General features: G+C 62.8%; 15 protein-coding genes. 7 read left to right on the top strand and 8 right to left on the bottom strand.

Annotated elements, in window-relative coordinates; genetic code table 11:
* Positions 1-23: 23 nt before the first annotated feature.
* Together P6U23_RS36170 and P6U23_RS36165 are read left to right on the top strand one after the other, a co-directional pair.
* Positions 24-407 carry a histone gene (locus P6U23_RS36170; RefSeq protein ID WP_407177056.1) on the top strand — a complete coding sequence of 128 codons (384 nt, stop codon included), beginning with the start codon at positions 24-26 and terminating at the stop codon, positions 405-407.
* Between the two features lie 561 nt (positions 408-968).
* Positions 969-1,982 (top strand): TorF family putative porin, encoded by a 1,014-nt coding sequence (locus P6U23_RS36165; protein WP_407177055.1) that lies wholly within the window; start codon positions 969-971, stop codon positions 1,980-1,982.
* 121 nt (positions 1,983-2,103) lie between these two features.
* On the opposite strand, the gene P6U23_RS36160 is transcribed toward P6U23_RS36165, so the two are convergent.
* Positions 2,104-3,861 carry an ABC transporter ATP-binding protein/permease gene (locus tag P6U23_RS36160; protein WP_407177054.1) on the bottom strand — a complete coding sequence of 586 codons (1,758 nt, stop codon included), beginning with the start codon at positions 3,859-3,861 and terminating at the stop codon, positions 2,104-2,106.
* Between the two features lie 317 nt (positions 3,862-4,178).
* Between P6U23_RS36160 and P6U23_RS36155 the strand changes: the two genes are divergently transcribed.
* The 3 genes from P6U23_RS36155 to P6U23_RS36145 all read left to right on the top strand — a co-directional run bounded on the left by P6U23_RS36155 (position 4,179) and on the right by P6U23_RS36145 (position 7,714).
* Positions 4,179-5,783 carry an L-lactate permease gene (locus P6U23_RS36155; RefSeq protein ID WP_407177053.1) on the top strand — a complete coding sequence of 535 codons (1,605 nt, stop codon included), beginning with the start codon at positions 4,179-4,181 and terminating at the stop codon, positions 5,781-5,783.
* A 294-nt stretch (positions 5,784-6,077) separates the two neighbouring features.
* Positions 6,078-6,494, top strand: coding sequence for an META domain-containing protein (locus P6U23_RS36150; protein ID WP_407177052.1), 417 nt, complete (start codon positions 6,078-6,080; stop codon positions 6,492-6,494).
* Positions 6,495-6,775: 281 nt separating this feature from the next.
* Positions 6,776-7,714, top strand: coding sequence for an IS630 family transposase (locus P6U23_RS36145; RefSeq protein ID WP_407177051.1), 939 nt, complete (start codon positions 6,776-6,778; stop codon positions 7,712-7,714).
* A 32-nt stretch (positions 7,715-7,746) separates the two neighbouring features.
* Here the strand turns inward: P6U23_RS36145 and P6U23_RS36140 are convergent, their stop codons facing one another.
* The 3 genes from P6U23_RS36140 to groES form a co-directional block, all read right to left on the bottom strand.
* Positions 7,747-8,943 (bottom strand): hypothetical protein, encoded by a 1,197-nt coding sequence (locus P6U23_RS36140; RefSeq protein WP_407177050.1) that lies wholly within the window; start codon positions 8,941-8,943, stop codon positions 7,747-7,749.
* Positions 8,944-9,062: 119 nt separating this feature from the next.
* Positions 9,063-10,706 (bottom strand): chaperonin GroEL, encoded by a 1,644-nt coding sequence (groL, locus tag P6U23_RS36135; RefSeq protein WP_407177049.1) that lies wholly within the window; start codon positions 10,704-10,706, stop codon positions 9,063-9,065.
* 148 nt (positions 10,707-10,854) lie between these two features.
* Complete coding sequence (gene groES, locus P6U23_RS36130; RefSeq protein WP_407177048.1) at positions 10,855-11,151, bottom strand: co-chaperone GroES; 297 nt, start codon at positions 11,149-11,151, stop codon at positions 10,855-10,857.
* A gap of 335 nt (positions 11,152-11,486) precedes the next feature.
* Here groES and P6U23_RS36125 point away from each other — a divergent pair, with 335 nt between their 5' ends.
* Entirely contained in the window at positions 11,487-11,996 is a 510-nt protein-coding gene (locus P6U23_RS36125) for a hypothetical protein (RefSeq protein WP_407177047.1), read from the top strand.
* 270 nt (positions 11,997-12,266) lie between these two features.
* On the opposite strand, the gene P6U23_RS36120 is transcribed toward P6U23_RS36125, so the two are convergent.
* On the bottom strand, positions 12,267-13,040 hold the full coding sequence (locus tag P6U23_RS36120; protein ID WP_407177046.1) for a protein phosphatase CheZ: 774 nt from the start codon (positions 13,038-13,040) through the stop codon (positions 12,267-12,269).
* 323 nt (positions 13,041-13,363) lie between these two features.
* Between P6U23_RS36120 and P6U23_RS36115 the strand changes: the two genes are divergently transcribed.
* Positions 13,364-14,158, top strand: coding sequence for a L,D-transpeptidase (locus tag P6U23_RS36115; protein WP_407177045.1), 795 nt, complete (start codon positions 13,364-13,366; stop codon positions 14,156-14,158).
* Positions 14,159-14,232: 74 nt separating this feature from the next.
* Here P6U23_RS36115 and P6U23_RS36110 read toward each other — a convergent pair whose 3' ends face one another.
* The 3 genes from P6U23_RS36110 to P6U23_RS36100 all read right to left on the bottom strand — a co-directional run bounded on the left by P6U23_RS36110 (position 14,233) and on the right by P6U23_RS36100 (position 17,117).
* Positions 14,233-15,096 carry a DUF2076 domain-containing protein gene (locus P6U23_RS36110; protein WP_407177044.1) on the bottom strand — a complete coding sequence of 288 codons (864 nt, stop codon included), beginning with the start codon at positions 15,094-15,096 and terminating at the stop codon, positions 14,233-14,235.
* A gap of 132 nt (positions 15,097-15,228) precedes the next feature.
* Positions 15,229-16,074 carry a ChbG/HpnK family deacetylase gene (locus P6U23_RS36105; RefSeq protein WP_407177043.1) on the bottom strand — a complete coding sequence of 282 codons (846 nt, stop codon included), beginning with the start codon at positions 16,072-16,074 and terminating at the stop codon, positions 15,229-15,231.
* Positions 16,071-17,117, bottom strand: a complete 1,047-nt coding sequence (locus P6U23_RS36100) for a glycosyltransferase family 2 protein (RefSeq protein ID WP_407177042.1) — start codon at positions 17,115-17,117, stop codon at positions 16,071-16,073. The genes P6U23_RS36105 and P6U23_RS36100 overlap by 4 nt, the downstream gene beginning before the upstream one ends.
* Between the last annotated feature and the right edge of the window lie 27 nt (positions 17,118-17,144).

The following is a 17,144-nucleotide window of genomic DNA, read 5'->3' as shown; positions in this document are numbered from 1 at the left end:
GACTTGAAGCGCCCGATTGCACATTGATCGGCGGCAATAGGAGGACCACGATGGCTAAAGGGAAAAAGGCCAAGAAGGGTAAGAAGGCGAAAAAGAAGAAGGTTGTAGCTGCGAAGGCGGCGAAGAGGGCTTCGAAGAAGTCGGCGAAAAAGGCGAAGTCGGCAAAGAAAGCCGCGGCAAAGAAGGCGGCGCCGAAGAAATCCGCCAAGAAGGCTGCAAAGAAAGCTGCGAAGAAAGCTGCTCCGAAGAAGAGCGCGGCCAAGAAGAAGTCGGCTGCTCCGAAGCCTGCTCCTGCCCCGGCTCCCGAGTCGGAAGAGCCGGCCCCGAGCTGGGCCACGCCGAGCCAAAGCCCCGCGCAGTCATGGGGCGACGGTGCTTCGACCGGTGGAGAGGACCAGGGCCAATAGCTGCAGTCGCTCGCAGCGCCCGGCACACGTATGCCGGAGCGCGAGGTGCTTCAGTCGAATCGCCGTCGCGCTTCGGGCCTTGCGAGGTTGAACGGGTCTTTTAGGACCGGGTCGGTCGATCGGATCGGCTCGGCTCAACTCAGGCGCGAGCCCGCACTTCAGCTCAGGCTTTGCGATGCAACTTTGCGATCAAAGGGCCGCGGTCTTCGCCGCGGCCCTTTCATTTGTCGAAGCGCCCTTCCCACCATGCGCATGATTCGGAATGGCTGATTCGCAGCGGTCGAATGCGAATAGCGTGTCCGGCTGAGGCGCGATCGATCTCCGTGATTTTCCGGACGGTGGCGCCCAAAGATGTTGTCGGAATGCCACACACGAAAACAACCTGCGCTAGATTCAGCGGAACGCCTAAAAAGTCGGCAGATGCTCGCGTTTTTGGCTTCACGGTCAAGACGCTCCGTTCCACAGTGCCAAGCACTGAGATTTTTGGGTCGCAGCCGGATACCGCTTGCCCCGGGGGCGCCGCCAACGTCGGGCTGAACTTGGACTGTGATGGGGATTGTCATGAAGAAAGTCGCTTTGTTAGCAACGGCGCTAGCAATGGTTTCCGGCTCGGCCTTCGCGGCCGATTTGCCAACGAAGGCGCTCAAGGCGCCGCCGCCGCCGGCATTCGAACCGTGGGACATTGCCTTCGGCAGTGCCATCATGAACGACTACATTTTCCGCGGTATCACCCAGTCGAACCACCAGGCCTCCGTGGCGGCCTATTTCGAGCCACGGTACAACGTGAACAAGGACCTACAGCTCTACTTGGGCGTGTCGGGTGAGAGCATCTCGTTCCCGAACCGGGCTGCGGCCGAAATCGACGTCTATGGCGGTATCCGTCCGACCTTCGGCATGTTCGCCTTCGACTTCGGTGTGTGGGGTTATCTCTATCCGGGCGGACAGTGCTTCAACGCCGGAGCCTTCCCGGGCTCGGGCATCCCGGGCTCCGAGCTGAACTGCGTGCTCAACGGCAGCTTGCCGAACGGCAACGTCGCCAAGCGCGATGCGAGCTTCTTCGAAGGCTACGCCAAGCTGAACATCGCCCTCAACGACCAGTGGTCGGTGGGCTTCAACGAGTACTACTCGCCGAACTTCCTCAACCTGGGCGCCTGGGGCAACTACTCCTCGGTGACCGCCAAGTGGACCGCGCCGGGCACGATCTTCGGCAGCACCGGCATCGGCATGTACGTCTCCGGCGAGTTCGGCCGCCAGTGGCTCGGAACGTCGGACGCCTTCTATGGTGTGACCAGCGTGCTGGCCAACTACTCGGCCGGTATTCCTGAGCCCAGCTACAACACCTGGAACGTCGGCGTTGGCTTCACCTGGAAGGTGTTCACGCTGGATCTGCGCTACTACGACACCGACCTGTCGAAGGCTTCCTGCAATGCCTTCACCAGCGACTTCCAGACCAAGGACTTCAACCCGGCCTTCATCACCGCGATCAATCCGGGTGGCTTCGGCTCCAACTGGTGCGGCGCGGCCGGCGTGGCCAAGCTCTCCGCCGACCTGACGGCGATCACCAACCTGAAGTAAGCTTTCACCGAAAGACTGTGGAAGGGGCGGCAGAGAGATCTGCCGCCCCTTTCGCTTTGTCTGTTCGGCCCTGGAGGGCGGCTCGCCGCTGCCTTAACCTCGGCCGCGCAGTGCGGGCCGGCTATTCGGCCAAGGAGGACTTTACTTCTTCCTTGCTGGGGCTCTGCAGCGCGAACCTGTCGCCCTCGCGGGTCAGCACGACGCTGCGCTCATGGAATGCCGCAAGCGTGGAGCGATGGCCGATCGAGACGATCGTGGTCGCCGGCAAGCGCTCCTCCAGCAGCCGATAGAGCCTCGCCTCCGCGGCTTCGTCGAGGGACGCGGTCGCCTCATCCAGGAACAGGTATTGCGGCGCGTGCAGCAGCGCCCGTGCCAGCCCCAGCCGCTGCTGCTCGCCGAGCGAGAGCATCCGATTCCAGTGTTCCTCCTCGTCCAAGCGCGGCTCGAGCTTTGAAAGGCCGACCGCGGCCAAGATATCGGTGATCTGCTCGGTGCTGAACTCGCCCGGCTGTGCCGGGTAGACGATCGCGGCCCGAAGCGTGCCGACAGGGAAATACGGCCGCTGCGGCAGCATCATAAGACTCGCATGCGCCGGGACCGCAATCGAGCCGCTGCCGAACGGCCAGACACCGGCAATCGCACGGAACAGGGTCGACTTGCCGGCGCCCGAGGGCCCGGTCACCAGCGTGCGCTCGTTCGCTGCGATGTTGAAGCTGTCGGCCGAGATCAGCGGCAGGCCGTTCGGCAGGCGGACCATCAGTTGTGCCACGTCGATCGTATCGCTGCCCGACGGGACCACGTCGATCGAGGGCGGCCTAGACGGCAGCGTTGCTGCGCTCTCGATCGACATTTCGAAGCCGTCGAGACGGGCGACCACGGCACGCCATTCGGCCAGCGAGCGGTAGATCGATACGAAGAACGACAGTGCTTTCTGCACGCTGCCGAAGGCGGAGGCCGTCTGCATCAGGCCACCGAGCTGAATCTTCTCGGCGAAATAGGCCGGTGCAACCAGCACGTAGGGGAAGATTACCGCGGCCTGCGAGTAGCTCGTAGTGAAGGCCGTGAGCCGTTTGGTGCGGCTCATGATCTGGTACCAGTTGTGGACGACGCGTCCGAAGCGCTCCGACAGCCGTTCGCGCTCGGCGCCCTCGCCACGCAACAATGCGATTTGTTCGGAGTTTTCGCGTACCCGTACCAGGTTGAAGCGGAAGTCGGCCTCATAGCGTTGCTGTTCGAACGAGAGGTTCACCAGCGGGGAGCCGATCCATTGCGTCAGCGCCGTGCCGAACACGGCGTAGATCAGCGCGCACCACACGAGATAGCCGGGAATCGCCCAGTCCTGGCCGGCCAAATGCAAGGGCGCCGCGTTCGACAGGCCCCACAGAATGACGACGAACGAGGCGAGCGTCACGACCGCGCTGAGCAGGCCCACCACGATGCCGATGGTCTGCTCGACGAACATCTTCACGTCATCGGAAATGCGCTGGTCCGGGTTATCAGCGGCATCGCCGGTGAGTTGCATGCGATAGTGATTGGCCTCGTGCAGCCATCTGCCAAGATAGCGGCTGGTCATCCAGCGCCGCCAGCGGATCTGGAGCCATTGATTGAGATAGAGCTGATAGATCGAGAGGGCGACGTTGAGCGAAGCGAGAACGATGAAGAAGCCGATCTCCCAGACGAAGCCATTCCAGTTCCGTTCCTGAAGATCGTTATAAAATCTATTGTACCATTGGTTCAGCACCACATCGATCGCCACCAGCGAGAGTTCGATCGCAATCACGGCTGCGAGCAGCGTAAGACCGGCCAGCTTGTCCTCGGAGCGAAAATAGGGGCCGGCGATGCGCCATACGATCGCGAGTGTCGAGCGGATTTTTTTCACAGATCAGCATCTCCTGGGAGCGAATTTAAGGGCCTGAAAGACAGCCTGAATTCGGCCTAATGGGGCTCTGCCTAGACTAAAGTCGTAAGTATCGCTGTCGGGGTTGGCTTGTCCGGGCCTTCGAGTCAACCCTAGCATGGGCGCAACGGCGAGGGGTGGCGCGCCTTCATGATTTCGCGAGGTTTTGAGGAGGGTTCGGTAGTTCCCGAATCTCCTGAACTCACGTCGCGCATTGCCAAGGCACTCCGCAACGGCGCCGGGCTACCCGGTCCGTCCACGCCGGCCGGGCGCCCAAAATGGCGTGGGGAGGAAGCGCAATGTTCAAGCAAATTCTCGATCCTACCGGCAATATGTTCATCACCTGGCTCGTCGCCTTGGTTCCTGTCGCGGCGCTGCTTTTCATGCTGGCGGCTCTTCGCTGGTCGGCCTGGATTGCGACGCTCGTCGGTTCGCTTATTACGCTTGCGCTCGGGCTCTGGGTCTGGCGCATGCCCCTCGATGAGGGCATTCGCGCCTATGTCTATGGCGCTGCGACGGGCATATGGAACGTCAACTGGATCACGTTCTGGGGCGTGATGCTTTTCAACACGCTGGTGGTCACCGGCACGTTCGACAAGCTGCGGCGCTGGCTGATCGCGCAGGGAACGCAGGATGTCCGCGTGCAAACCATCCTGTTTGCCTGGGCCTTCGGCGCGCTCCTGGAGGGCCTCGTCGGCTTCGGTTACCCGTGGGCATTTGTCGCGCCGATCCTGATCGCCCTCGGCATTCCCGATCTCGATGCCATCCGGGTTGCAGCCATTGCCAACAACGCGCCTGTCTCCTACGGGGCGCTTGGTGCACCGATCATCGCGCTCGCGGCCGTCACGGGCTATCCATTGCTCGCGCTGTCGGCTTCGATCAGCAAGATCGTTGCGATCCTGGCGCTGCTGCCGCCGTGGATCCTGCTTTATCTCGTATCGGGCAAGAAAGGCATGTGGGAGGCGTGGCCGCTGGCCGTGGTCGGGTCGCTCGCCTATATCGCCGGCCAATTGCCTGTCGGCACCTATCTCGGTCCCTATCTGCCTGACGTGGCGGGGGCGATCGTCTGCTTCGTTTGCCTGCTGCTTCTGCTCAAGGTCTGGCAGCCCAGTCAGATGCGAGGCTATGGCGGTGCGCCGTTGACGAGCACTGGGACGGCGGCCGGCCATGGTCTTTCCGGCGGCGACATCGTTCAGGCCTGGCTGCCGATCGCCGTGCTGATCGTCATCGTGGTCGCCTGGACAGGCCCGTGGTCCAAGCTGCCGAGCATCGTCTTGTTCCACACGCAGGTCACCGCGGCATCTTCGATCGCCGAGGGAGCGACGATCGCGGCGATCTTCAACTGGACGCCGTTTGTCGGGGGCTCGGCCATCCTTGCATCATGGATCGTCGTCGCACTGCTGCTGCGCGTGAACAGCCTGCAGCTTGCCGAAATCTGGAACAAGACCTGGACGCAGATGTGGGGCGCCTTGCTCGTCGGCGTGTTCATCTTCGGCCTGGCCTATGTGTACAATTTCTCCGGCATGGCGGCTTCGCTTGCGAAGGCGTTCTCGTCGATCGGCTCCGCCTTCATCGTCGTTGCTCCGATTCTCGGGTTCATCGGCGTCGCTCTGTCAGGCAGCAACACATCCACCAATGCGATGTTCGGCAAATTCCAGGCGTTGGTCGGGCAGATCCTGGGCTTCCCGCCGCTGCTGCTGCCGACCGTCAACTCGGTTGGCTCGGAGATCGGAAAGCCGATCGCGCCGCAAACCGCGAGCGTCGGCGTGTCGACCACACGCTTCGTGCGCAATGAAGGTGAAGTCATCAGGCACAACTTTATGTGGACCTTGGTGTTGCTCTGCTACCTGATCCTGATCAGCGTCGCCTGCTATCTTTTCTTCCCGGGGATCGCCAAGCTCTGAGGCGTCAGGGCATCGTTGCGAGCACAAGCGACGAATGTCGTAACAACAATCCCCGCGGGGCCGCTGGTGCCGCGGGGATTTCTTTTTGGTTTAGTTTTTGAGTGCGCGAGCCTGTTCAACGCCTCATCCATCCCATAGAAGGGCGCAATCTCTCCTGCGTCGTTCCGGGGCGCGCAAAGCGCGAAGCTCAGACGCGCAATTGCGCATCGGGAAAACCTCGGGATCCCGGCCTCGCTCGCGTTTTGCGAGCGCGCCGGAATGACGAGGCACAGCGGAAAGGATTAGCGAGGTCGTATGGTTTTGGTGAAGTCAGCTCTTGTCCAAGCGAGCGCAGCCTTGGCCCTGCTCGCGTCCACAGTAACTCTTGTCTCGGCGCGCGCTGACAACAGCTTTCCCTTTGGAATGGAAATGCAGCTCGATGCGTTGCCTCAGCCCGGCTCGAAACGGATTCCCGATCTCGATATCGGCGACAATGGCGAAACCGTTCTCGAATTGTGGTGCAAGGGCGGCAAGGGCCAGTTCTCGGTCGCGGGCAATACCGTGATCTTCGTCGCCGGCGCGATGCAGGACCGCGCTTGTCCATCCGATCGCGCTCAGGCCGACGATGAGCTGATCGCCGCCTTGAGCCAGGTCACCAATTGGAAGCGCGAAGGCGACCTGGTGTCCTTCATCGGCCCGAAAATCCTGCGCTTCCGGATCAACACGAACTGAGATGGGATTGCTGGATTGGCCCGGCTGCCTTGACCGGAAGCGAGCGCTCATGCCGCACCGTCATCCCTGAGGTGCCGTAGCGCAGCGAAGGCCTTGAAGGATGAACGGCTCCGCTGTGAGAGCCGGGCCGTCGCCCTTCGAGACGGCCGCGTTGCGGCCTCCTCAGGGCGACGCGGGTCAGTTTCAGAGCTAGAGCGGGTTGGGATCGAATTGAATCGTAGGGGATTCCCAAATCAGGCGAACCATGATTCATCCTCAAGGCCGGGAGGAGGCTGGCAGGGATGGCGCATGGGGAGGCTCTTCGGATTCGGGTGATCAAGGCCGTGGTTGAGGACGGCCTTTCGCGGAACGAGGCGGCGCGGATTTTCCGGGTCGGGATCGCGAGCGCGATCCGTTGGGTGAAGGAGTTCGAGGAGACGCGCCGCGCGGCGGCTTTGCCCACCGGCGGGGACCGACGTTCCGTGCTGAAGCCGCACCGGGATTGGTTGCTGGAACTGCGTCGTAGGGAGAACGATCTGACGCTCGATGCGATCGCCGAGCGTCTGCTTGGCACGCACGGCGTGGAAGCCGACAAGTCGATGCTGTCGCGCTTTTTCGCCGCGGAGGGGATCAGCTTCAAAAAAACCGTGCGCGCCAGCGAACAGGATCGTCCCGACGTCGCTGAGCGCCGGGAAGCGTGGCGGCGCGCGCAGAAGGACCTTGGTGGCCGGTTGATTTTCCTCGATGAGACTTGGACGACGACCGCGATGACACGTCGTTACGCCTGGGCCGACGTCGGCGCACGCGCCATCGGCGATGCCCCGAACGGCCATTGGAAGACAACGACGTTTCTTGCGGGCCTCACCTGCGAGGGGTTGATTGCACCTTTTGTGCTCGACGGGCCGATCAACGCCGAGTGTTTCCTGGCCTATGTCGAGCAGATCCTCGTCCCCGTGCTGCGCCAGGGCGACACCGTGATCCTCGACAATCTGTCGAGCCACAAGAACGAAGAGGCCGCTCGCCTCATCGCAGGCGCCGGTGCGCGCCTACTATTCCTGCCGCCCTACAGCCCCGATCTCAATCCGATCGAGATGGCATTCGCCAAACTCAAGGAACTGTTGCGGCAAGCCCAGGCCAGAACCGTCGACGCCCTCTGGGATTTCATCGGACGCACCCTGAACCTGTTCACCCCTGAAGAATGCGCCAACTACGTCCGTCATTGCGGATACAATCCGCTTTGATCGCAACAGGCTCTAGCGGCGTATGGCGCCGCTCATTTCCACGCCGACTTGTCGGCGTCCCAGCGTTGGCCGTTCAATTCCTTGGCCAGCGCTTCGATGGAGCCGGAATCGTCCTTCTGATCGCCTTCCTCCTCGCCGGAGGAATCGTCTGACAGGATGAGCTTGGCGCCGGCATTTTCATCGTTGGTCGAGATCGCGGGAGTGCCGATCCACAGCATCAGCCGGTCCGACGCGCCGGGCCGGTCCGGTGCGACCAGGCCGACCACCTCGACCGTCTCGGTGAGGCCGAGGGCGGGATAGAGCTGGCTCGGCCGCTTGAAGCTCAGCTTCAGCTTGCCGGTCGTGCTGTTCCAGTTCGACGCGGAGAGCTTCGCCGCAAGCGTCTTCGACAGGACATTGCCGACCGCATTTGCGAGCTTGTCCTTGTTCAGCTTGCCGCCGTCGCGCCAATCCGCGGCGGAAATACGGATCGCACGATCCATCTCGACCATGCCGGTCGTCCATCCGGCGGCGGTCACGCCGGGAAAGGACTTTGCCTTCTCGATCAGCCCTGGCGCGCGCTCGGGGTCGACCGAAAGATTGATGGTCTGCTGACCGGCGCGCATGGCGTCGCAGGTGACGGCGAGGCTGCTCACGCCGACCTCGACGTCCTGGCCTTTCAGGCTCTTTAGGAAATCCAGCGCCGCATCCAGCTTGATCCGCACCCCGACCGACTCCGGCGACACTTCGGTGAAGTCCTTCGGCTGCGGCGTGATGCCGTCATCGGTGGACTGGCTGTCCTGGAACTCGCGCTCGCTGATGTCGGAATTGTCGGTCGAGGCGACCTCGGTCACATCTTGGCCGATGGCGATCTGGCCGCGGAATTCGAAGGTGTCGCCGGTCGGCTTGCGCGTCAGCTTGACCGTGACGGGCGCCTTATCCACGAGGCTCTGCGTCGTGCCCGACAGCGTCTGTCCGTTGACGGCAAGATTGACGACGAACCGGTCCTTGCGATCGGAATTCTTGTCCACGGGATAGCAGACGTCGAGCACGGCGGCGCTGACCGCCTTGCCCTGCCGCGTCTCCTTCAGGATCGCGTCGGCATTGCCGTCCATCAGACCGTCGATCGAGGTGAAATATCTGATCTCGTTCGCGCCCGGAGTGATCCTGGCGGGGAGCTTCGTATCCGCAAGAGCAATACCCGACCACGTGATCAAGAGGCCGCTCAGGCCAAGCAATAGCGCGCGCATATGAAGTTCCTGTTCCATCGATTCAGGGCAGGTGAGCAGGTGATCTTTTAAGAGCGACGTGCCCAAAAAAGAAGGCCGCCCGGAGGCGGCCTTCGATTTCATTTTTTGGCAGGTCGGGGTCAGAAGCCCATGCCGCCCATTCCACCCATGCCGCCACCGCCGGGCATGGCCGGCGCAGGCTCCTTCGGCAGTTCGGCAACCATGGCTTCCGTCGTCACCAGAAGGCCGGCGACGGAGGAGGCGTCCTGCAGCGCGGTGCGCACTACCTTGGCGGGATCGATGATGCCCTTGGCAACCATATCGACGTAGTCCTCGGTCTGGGCGTCGAAGCCGAAGGTCTCGGACTTGTCCTCCAGAATCTTGCCGACCACGATCGAACCTTCAAGGCCGGCGTTTTCCGAAATCTGGCGGACCGGCGCTTCCAGCGCCTTCAGCACGATGTTGATGCCGGCCTGCACGTCGGGGTTATCGTTGTGGATGCGGCCGACCGCCTTCTTGGCGCGCAGCAGCGCCACGCCGCCACCGGGAACGATGCCTTCCTGCACCGCCGCGCGGGTCGCGTTCAGCGCGTCCTCGACGCGATCCTTCTTCTCCTTCACCTCGACCTCGGTGGCACCGCCGACGCGGATCACCGCGACACCGCCCGCGAGCTTGGCCAGACGCTCCTGCAGCTTCTCACGGTCGTAGTCCGACGTGGTCTCCTCGATCTGCGCCTTGATCTGGGCGACGCGCGCCTCGATGTCGGGCTTCTTGCCGGCGCCGTTGACGATCGTGGTGTTCTCCTTGTCGATCACGACCTTGCGGGCGCGGCCGAGCATCTTCACCGTGACATTCTCGAGCTTCATGCCGAGCTCATCGGAGATGAGCTGACCGCCGGTCAGGATCGCGATGTCTTCCAGCATGGCCTTGCGGCGATCGCCGAAGCCCGGCGCCTTGACGGCCGCGACCTTGAGGCCTCCGCGCAGGCGATTGACCACCAGCGTAGCCAGTGCCTCGCCTTCGACATCTTCGGCGATGATCACCAGCGGCTTGCCCGACTGCACCACCGCTTCCAGCACCGGCAGCATCGCCTGCAACCCGGAGAGCTTCTTCTCGTGCAGGAGGATATAGGCGTCCTCGAGCTCCGCGGTCATCTTCTCGGCATTGGTGACGAAGTAGGGCGAGAGATAGCCGCGGTCGAACTTCATGCCCTCGACGATGTCGACCTCGGTCTCGAGCGACTTGTTCTCCTCGACCGTGATGACGCCCTCATTGCCGACCTTCTGCATGGCCTGGGCGATCATCTTGCCGATCGCCGCATCGCCGTTGGCGGAGATGGTGCCGACCTGGGCGACCTCAGAGGAGGAGGCAACCGGCTTGGCCCGCTTCTCCAGATCCTTGACCACGGCGGCGACCGCGATGTCGATGCCGCGCTTCAGATCCATCGGGTTCATGCCGGCAGCCACCGACTTGCCGCCCTCGCGGACAATCGCCTGCGCCAGCACGGTCGCCGTGGTGGTGCCGTCGCCCGCGGTGTCGTTGGTCTTGGAGGCGACTTCGCGCAGCATCTGCGCGCCCATGTTCTCGAACTTGTCCTCCAGCTCGATCTCCTTGGCGACGGTGACGCCGTCCTTGGTGATGCGGGGCGCGCCGAAGCTCTTCTCGATGACGACGTTGCGGCCCTTCGGACCCAGCGTCACCTTGACGGCGTTGGCGAGAATGTCGACGCCGCGCAGCATGCGCTCGCGCGCATCGCCGGCAAATTTTACGTCCTTGGCAGCCATCACAAAACTCCTGGAATGATTGGGATTGGGTGGGCGTAGCGCCTCTCCGCTCGTCGTTGCCGGGCTTTGCCCGGCAATCCATCTCGGAAAATGATGGATGCTCGGGTCAAGCCCGGGCATGACGGTGGAGAGCGTGGCGGTCGAGGGCCTACTGCAGCACGCCCATGATGTCGGACTCCTTCATGATCAGGAGTTCCTCATTGTCGATCTTGACCTCGGTGCCCGACCATTTGCCGAACAGCACGCGATCACCGACCTTGAGGTCGATCGGAATCAGCTTGCCGGACTCGTCGCGTCCGCCGGGTCCCACCGCGATGATCTCGCCCTGGGAGGGCTTTTCCTTGGCGGTATCGGGAATGATGATCCCGCCTTTGGTCTTTTCCTCGGCGTCGATGCGTTTCACGACGACGCGGTCATGCAGCGGACGAAATTTGGATTTAGCCATGGCATTTCCCTTTGCAGGCTCGCTTTGCAGGTCAGGTTGATTCGCAGCTCAGGTCGGTTCGAAAGTGCAACAGTGACCGGCCATCTCATGCGCGCTTCGTTCGCGCTGTGCAGGCCGTATCGTTGGCAGTCGTGCTCTCGGAGTGCTAATTGTGGCCCGAAATATGGCCTGGCGCCGATCCTGTCAAGCAAACGGCCTCAAGCCCTTCTTGATGACGAGTGAGGACATTGTTGAACGAGACCAATTCGGAACACGGAACGGTAGTGGTTGCTCCCACGGCGGTTTTAGGCTTGGTTGATGGCGGGTGCGACCGCCATCCAGTTCGGGGGAATATCATGGTCAGTTTGGGGTGCGCGCGGCCGGTTCGAAATCTGTCGATCGTCGCGGCATTATCGATATTTCTGGGGGCCTGCTCGAGTTTTAGCCTCGGCACCTCCACGCCGGGGCCCGCGCCTGAGCCGGGGGTGGAGCCGGAATTGCCGGCGTCCATCCGCGCCGACGAGTTGGTCGGCAAATGGGGTCTTGCGTCCTACCAGAATCCCAGTGATCGAGCCCGCACCGAGGCGCAGGCCAAGGCGCAGTGCAAGCAGCCCTATGTGATCGGCGCCGGCACTTCGGGCGGCGTAGTCATGCACCTGGCCGACCAGGCAACCCCGCAGGAATTGCGGCTGAAGGGCAGCCGCGCCGGCAAGAATTACATCGGCCCGGCCGGCCCACCCGGCGGCGAGCAGGATCGCGAGGTCATTTCCTTCGACGGCCGCGTGCTGATCACGCGCTTCGTCGATCCAGACGCCGCCAACCGCTACGGCAACATGGTCTATGTCCGCTGCGCTCCGCGGGCTTGACAGCAACACGCGTCATTCCGGGGCGCTCGCGTGAGCGAGCGAACCCGGAATCTGGAGGTTGTGTCGCGAGAGTGCGGTTCGCGGCTAGAGCATGATCCGGAAAAGTGCGCAGCGGTTTTCCGAAAAGATCATGCTCAATCAAAGAGCTAAAGCGCGATGACGCTCATCGCGCTTTAGGTCTCGCCTCGGAATGACGGACCAAGACAACGAGCAAACAAAAAACGCCGGCGCTCTGCCGGCGTTTTGTTTTGATTGCGATTTCGATCGTGCTCAGTCGAACAGGGCGTCGATATCGTCCTGCGAGGCATGACCGGCATCGCCCTCGAGCTTCGGCCCGTTCAGTAGCTTTTCGTCGTCGCCCCGCGTATCGATGATCGCCGGCGAGTGTGCCTTGATGGCGTCGACGCCGCCCCAGATCTCCATCATCTCATTGATGTGGTGCTCGATGAACTTCATCGTGTTCATCACTTTATTGATGCGCTGTCCGGTCAGATCCTGGAAGTTGCAGGCTTCGAAGATCGAGACCACGCGCTCCTGGATGTCCTCGCTGAGAATCTTCTGCTGGTCCGGCGAGTTCACCTTGGCCAGCGCACTTGCCGCCTGGTCGATGAACTCGGCGGCCTCGAGGATCCGCTGCGTCGCCTGCTCGGTGCCGTTGGCGACCGCGCCGAGTTCGCCATTGACGCGGGCCATCTCCTGGCCGTCAAAGCTCTTGCCGTGGATCGCGGCGATCTCGCGCTTGGTGCGATTGATGGCGTCGTGGATCAGATCGAGCTCGACCTTGAGCTTCTCGCATTGCTCGATCTGCGCGCGGTAGGTTTCCAGCAAGGCCTGCGTCTCCGCCATTTCGCGCGAGGCCGTGTCTGCCAGCACCGAGGCGGCTGCGCTTTTGCTCGGGCCTGCCATCTGGGCGCGGATCGCGCGCAGCTCGGCCATGATTTCGCGGTGCATCGGACCGACGTCGCCGCCTTCGACTTCCTCGACTGTCGGCACGTCGATGCCGATAGCTTCTTCAATGCGATACCGCTTGCGATGAACAGCCATCACGGCTCCCCCAACCTTTCTTCCTCGCAACTCTTATGCAGACGCTCTTTAACATCGGGTTCACGCCGGAACTTCTCGGAAAAGACGGACTGATGGTTTGGCAAACCGGCAATTAAGAACGCGATTAACCATGGCTCCGCCGCGTTCATCGAAAATAAACGCTAGCGATTGAATCCGCGGTTCGTTGCAGACGTGGTGAATCCAAACGCGGCTTTCGTTTACCAAACCGAGGCGGTTTTGATTCTAATTCTCCGGTCATAGCGGCGCGGCGAACTTCCCGCTTGCCGCAAAGTCGAGCAGACGAACCAGTACAGAGTACGTCGATGTTGAAGAGAACCTCTCTCGCGCTGCTTGCCGGCGCGTCCTTTCTCGGCACGGGCATTGATCATGCAAGGGCGATCGATGCCGCAAGCCCTCCCGGCCCCACCGTCATCTACGCCAATCCGCCTCAGCCGACCGCGCCGATGCGCACCGCTTATACCGAGCGCTCAAGCCTCGGCGGCGGCTTCATCGAATTCCTGTTCGGCGACCGGCCGGTGCAGGATCCGCGCTATCAGCCGCAGCAGCCGATCTATCAACAGCAGCCCGCTTATTACGTGCCGGCTTATGCGCCGGCGCAGCCGCGGCAGCTCGATCCACAGGATCAAACCTATGATCCGACGCAGCCTCCGTTCGATCCGAAATATGAAAAGCAGGAGGTCGAATATGACGGCAAGGAAGGTCCCGGCACCATCGTGATCGACACGCCGAACAAGTTCCTGTTTCTCGTCGAGGGCAATGGCAGGGCATTGCGCTATGGTATCGGCGTCGGCCGTCCCGGATTTACCTGGTCCGGCGTCAAGACGATCACCGCCAAGCGCGAATGGCCGGATTGGACGCCGCCGGCGGAAATGCTGGCCCGTCGTCCCGACCTGCCGCGCCATATGGCAGGCGGGCCGGAAAACCCGCTCGGCGCCCGCGCGATGTATCTGGGCTCGACGCTCTACCGCATCCACGGCTCCAACGAGCCCTGGACGATCGGCACCAACGTGTCCTCAGGCTGCATCCGCATGCGCAATGAGGACGTGATCGATCTCTACGGCCGCGTCAATGTCGGCGCCAGGGTCATCGTGCTTTGAGATGAAAACGGCCGCGCAAGGGGCGGCCGTTTTGTCTCTGCAATAAACTTGGTCCGTACGATGAAGGTGGGCGCTCAGGCGTAGTCGTTGCCGCCGTCATCGTCGCCGAAGTCGCCATTGTCGGCGAAATCGTCGTTGTCCATGTTGTCGCGATCGTCGCCGTAGTCGGTCTGATCGTTCGAGGCCTGGTCGAACAGCGAGGAGCGCGAATTGTCGTCGCGACCCTCGCGCGAGGAGCCGATGTCGTTGACGCCGGCGTCACGCGCCAGCGAACTGTCCGACTGATTGCCCCACGGGCTGCCGCGGTCCTCGACCACGGTTGTCGGCTCGACCACCGTCGTCGGCGCGCCGAAGCCGTAATGCGAGCCGCCCATCATGTTGCGGATGCCGCTCATCAGCAGCGAACCACCGACCATGCCTGCCGCGGCCGCTGCTGCGGTACCGAGGAAGGAGCCGCCGGCACCGCCGAACGGAGGAGCGCCATAGGACTGGCCGTAAGGTGGCTGTCCATAGCCCGGCTGTCCGTAGCCCGGCTGGCCATAACCTTGCTGGCCGTAGCCCGGCGGCTGCGATTGCATCACCTGGCCGCTATTCCAGACGGGTCGGCTCGGAGGCGGGACATTGGGCACGGAGCCGCGCTGCTGAGGTTGGCCGCCCTGGCCGAAAATCGCATCGCGCATGGAATCCAGAAAGCCGCCGCCGGACTGCTGCTGTTGCGGCGCTTGCGCCGCCGCCTCGAGTTGCTCGATGTGTTCATTGGCGCGCTTCAACGCCTCGTCCTGCAGCAGCACGGTTTGCACCAGCGGGTAGATCGCGTTCGGCGCCTTTCGCAAGCCCTCCGCGATAGCGGCGGACGCCTCCGGATCGCGCGGGGCATTTTCCAGCTTGGCGAGCCGGTCGAAAAGTTCGTCAACCAATTGGCGTTCTTGCGGGTTCATGGTCTGTCTCCAGCGGCTTCTCTTGGAAAGCGCGCTCAAAGATGTAGGGCCGGTTCCATGTCGCCTGTAGTGCGGTTCCGAATTAAATTTAGGTATGCGACATCGCGTCCGCGCTCTTGTCGTCCGCGCCCTTCAGCCCAATGTGACCTGTTTTTCGGCGAGGAGGGCCGGGAATTCTTCTCCTGCCAGATAGGCGTGCTCCCGCTCGCGCTGATCGGTGAAGGGGTCGAGGCTGGCCAGAACGTCATCGACGAATCCGGGATGGCACATCACCACGGCCTGGTCGGGCAAGCCTTCGAGAAATTCGCGCATCAATCGGCCGAAATCGGGCATTCTGGAAAAATCATAGGCGCCGGCGAAGGCGGGATTGACCGCGATGCCGGCGTGCGCCGCCCGCGTGCGGAATTGCGCGCTCAGGGTATCGAGAAAGAGCGCCTTCGGGGCGTTGAGCCGGCCGGCCAAGGGTCCCGGCCGACCGGCCTGGCGAACCCAGGCCGTGGGCGCCAATTCCTTCACCGCGCCGAGGAACGCATCGCGTACCACCGGGAAGAGCTGCACGTGCTGATGGCCGTCGACAAAGTCCGGCGCGCGACCGAACATCTCGCGGAAGGCTGAAAGCTGCAGCTTCAATTCGGCATTGACGATCTCAGGATCGAGCCGCCGCAACAGGCCCAAGCGAAACAGTTTCGCGAAGGGCGGAAACAGGCCGCCGTCAAGCGGGCGGAAATGCATCGAGAGCGGACGGAACGGCGCGGTCAGCGTGGCGTGCAGGCCGATGGCGCAGCGCGGGCTCGCGCGCGTCGCACTTTCCAGCGCGTGAACTTCCTCGCGGCCGATCGCGGGGCCGACGACCATGACGGAGGTGGCGTTGAGACGCCCGCGCTCGATCAGGTCACGAATGCCGCGGTTGACGCCGGGACTGATACCGTAGTCGTCGGCGCACAGCCAGATGCGGGCGAGCGGCGCGGCGGCGCTCATTCGGCCGCGGTCCTTTCGCCGGCGCTCTCGTCCCGCTCCGCCTCGAAGCGCTTCTCGCTGTGTTCGGCCACGAAGTAGATCGGACGCGCCTTCAGCTCCGACAGGATCTTGCCGATATATTCGCCGACGATGCCGATCATGATGAGCTGCACGCCGCCGATGGTCATCAGCCCGACCACCAGCGAGGGATAGCCAGGCACCTGTTTTCCGGTGGTCCAGACTTCCCAGATGATCGACAGGCCGAACAGGAATGCGGCCGAGGCGAGCAGAACGCCGAGCAGGCTCGCAAAACGCAGAGGCGCCACCGAGAACGAGGTCAGGCCCTCGATCGACAGGCCAAGCAGCCGCATGAAATTGAAGGTGGTGACGCCATGCGCGCGCGGCGCCGGCTCGTAATCGACCCGGATCTGGCGGAAGCCGATCCAGCTCGCCAATCCCTTGAAGAAGCGGTTGCGCTCGGGAAGCTGCCGCAGCGCCGCGACCGCGCGCGGTGAGAGCAGGCGGAAGTCGCCGGCATCCTCCGGAATCTTTTGCCGCGCGCCCCAATTGATCAGCGCGTAAAAGCCATGCACCGCAAGACGCCGCAAGAATGATTCATTGTCGCGATGGGCCTTGGCGGTGTAGACCACGTCATAGCCGCCATCGATCCAGTGGCTGACGAGCTGTTCGACCAGCGCCGGCGGATGCTGACCGTCGCCGTCCATGAACAGCACGGCGCCGAGCCGGGCATGATCGAGCCCTGCCATCAGCGCGGCTTCCTTGCCGAAATTGCGCGACAGCGAGACCACCTGAACGTCGAGCGTATCGGCCGGCAAAGCGCGCGCGATCGCAAGCGTTCCATCCATGCTGCCGTCGTCGACATACACGATCTCGGAGCGAAGCGCATAGCGGCGGCGCAGCGCCTTGGCGAGCTCGCAAACCCGCTGGTGCAGCGCGGCCAATCCCGCTGCTTCATTGTACATCGGCACGACGATCGACAGCCCCTTCGCCGCGGCGTCCGCCGCAGTGGTGGACAGGTTCGAAACGTCGCTACCCAGCATCATCGATCGGATTTCCCAACTCGTCCCACA

Origin of the sequence: Bradyrhizobium sp. STM 3562, assembly GCF_045571435.1 — a bacterium.
Classification (GTDB): domain Bacteria; phylum Pseudomonadota; class Alphaproteobacteria; order Rhizobiales; family Xanthobacteraceae; genus Bradyrhizobium.
Note: the sequence above shows the minus strand (reverse complement) of the source record. Positions and strands in the feature narration are given on the sequence as shown.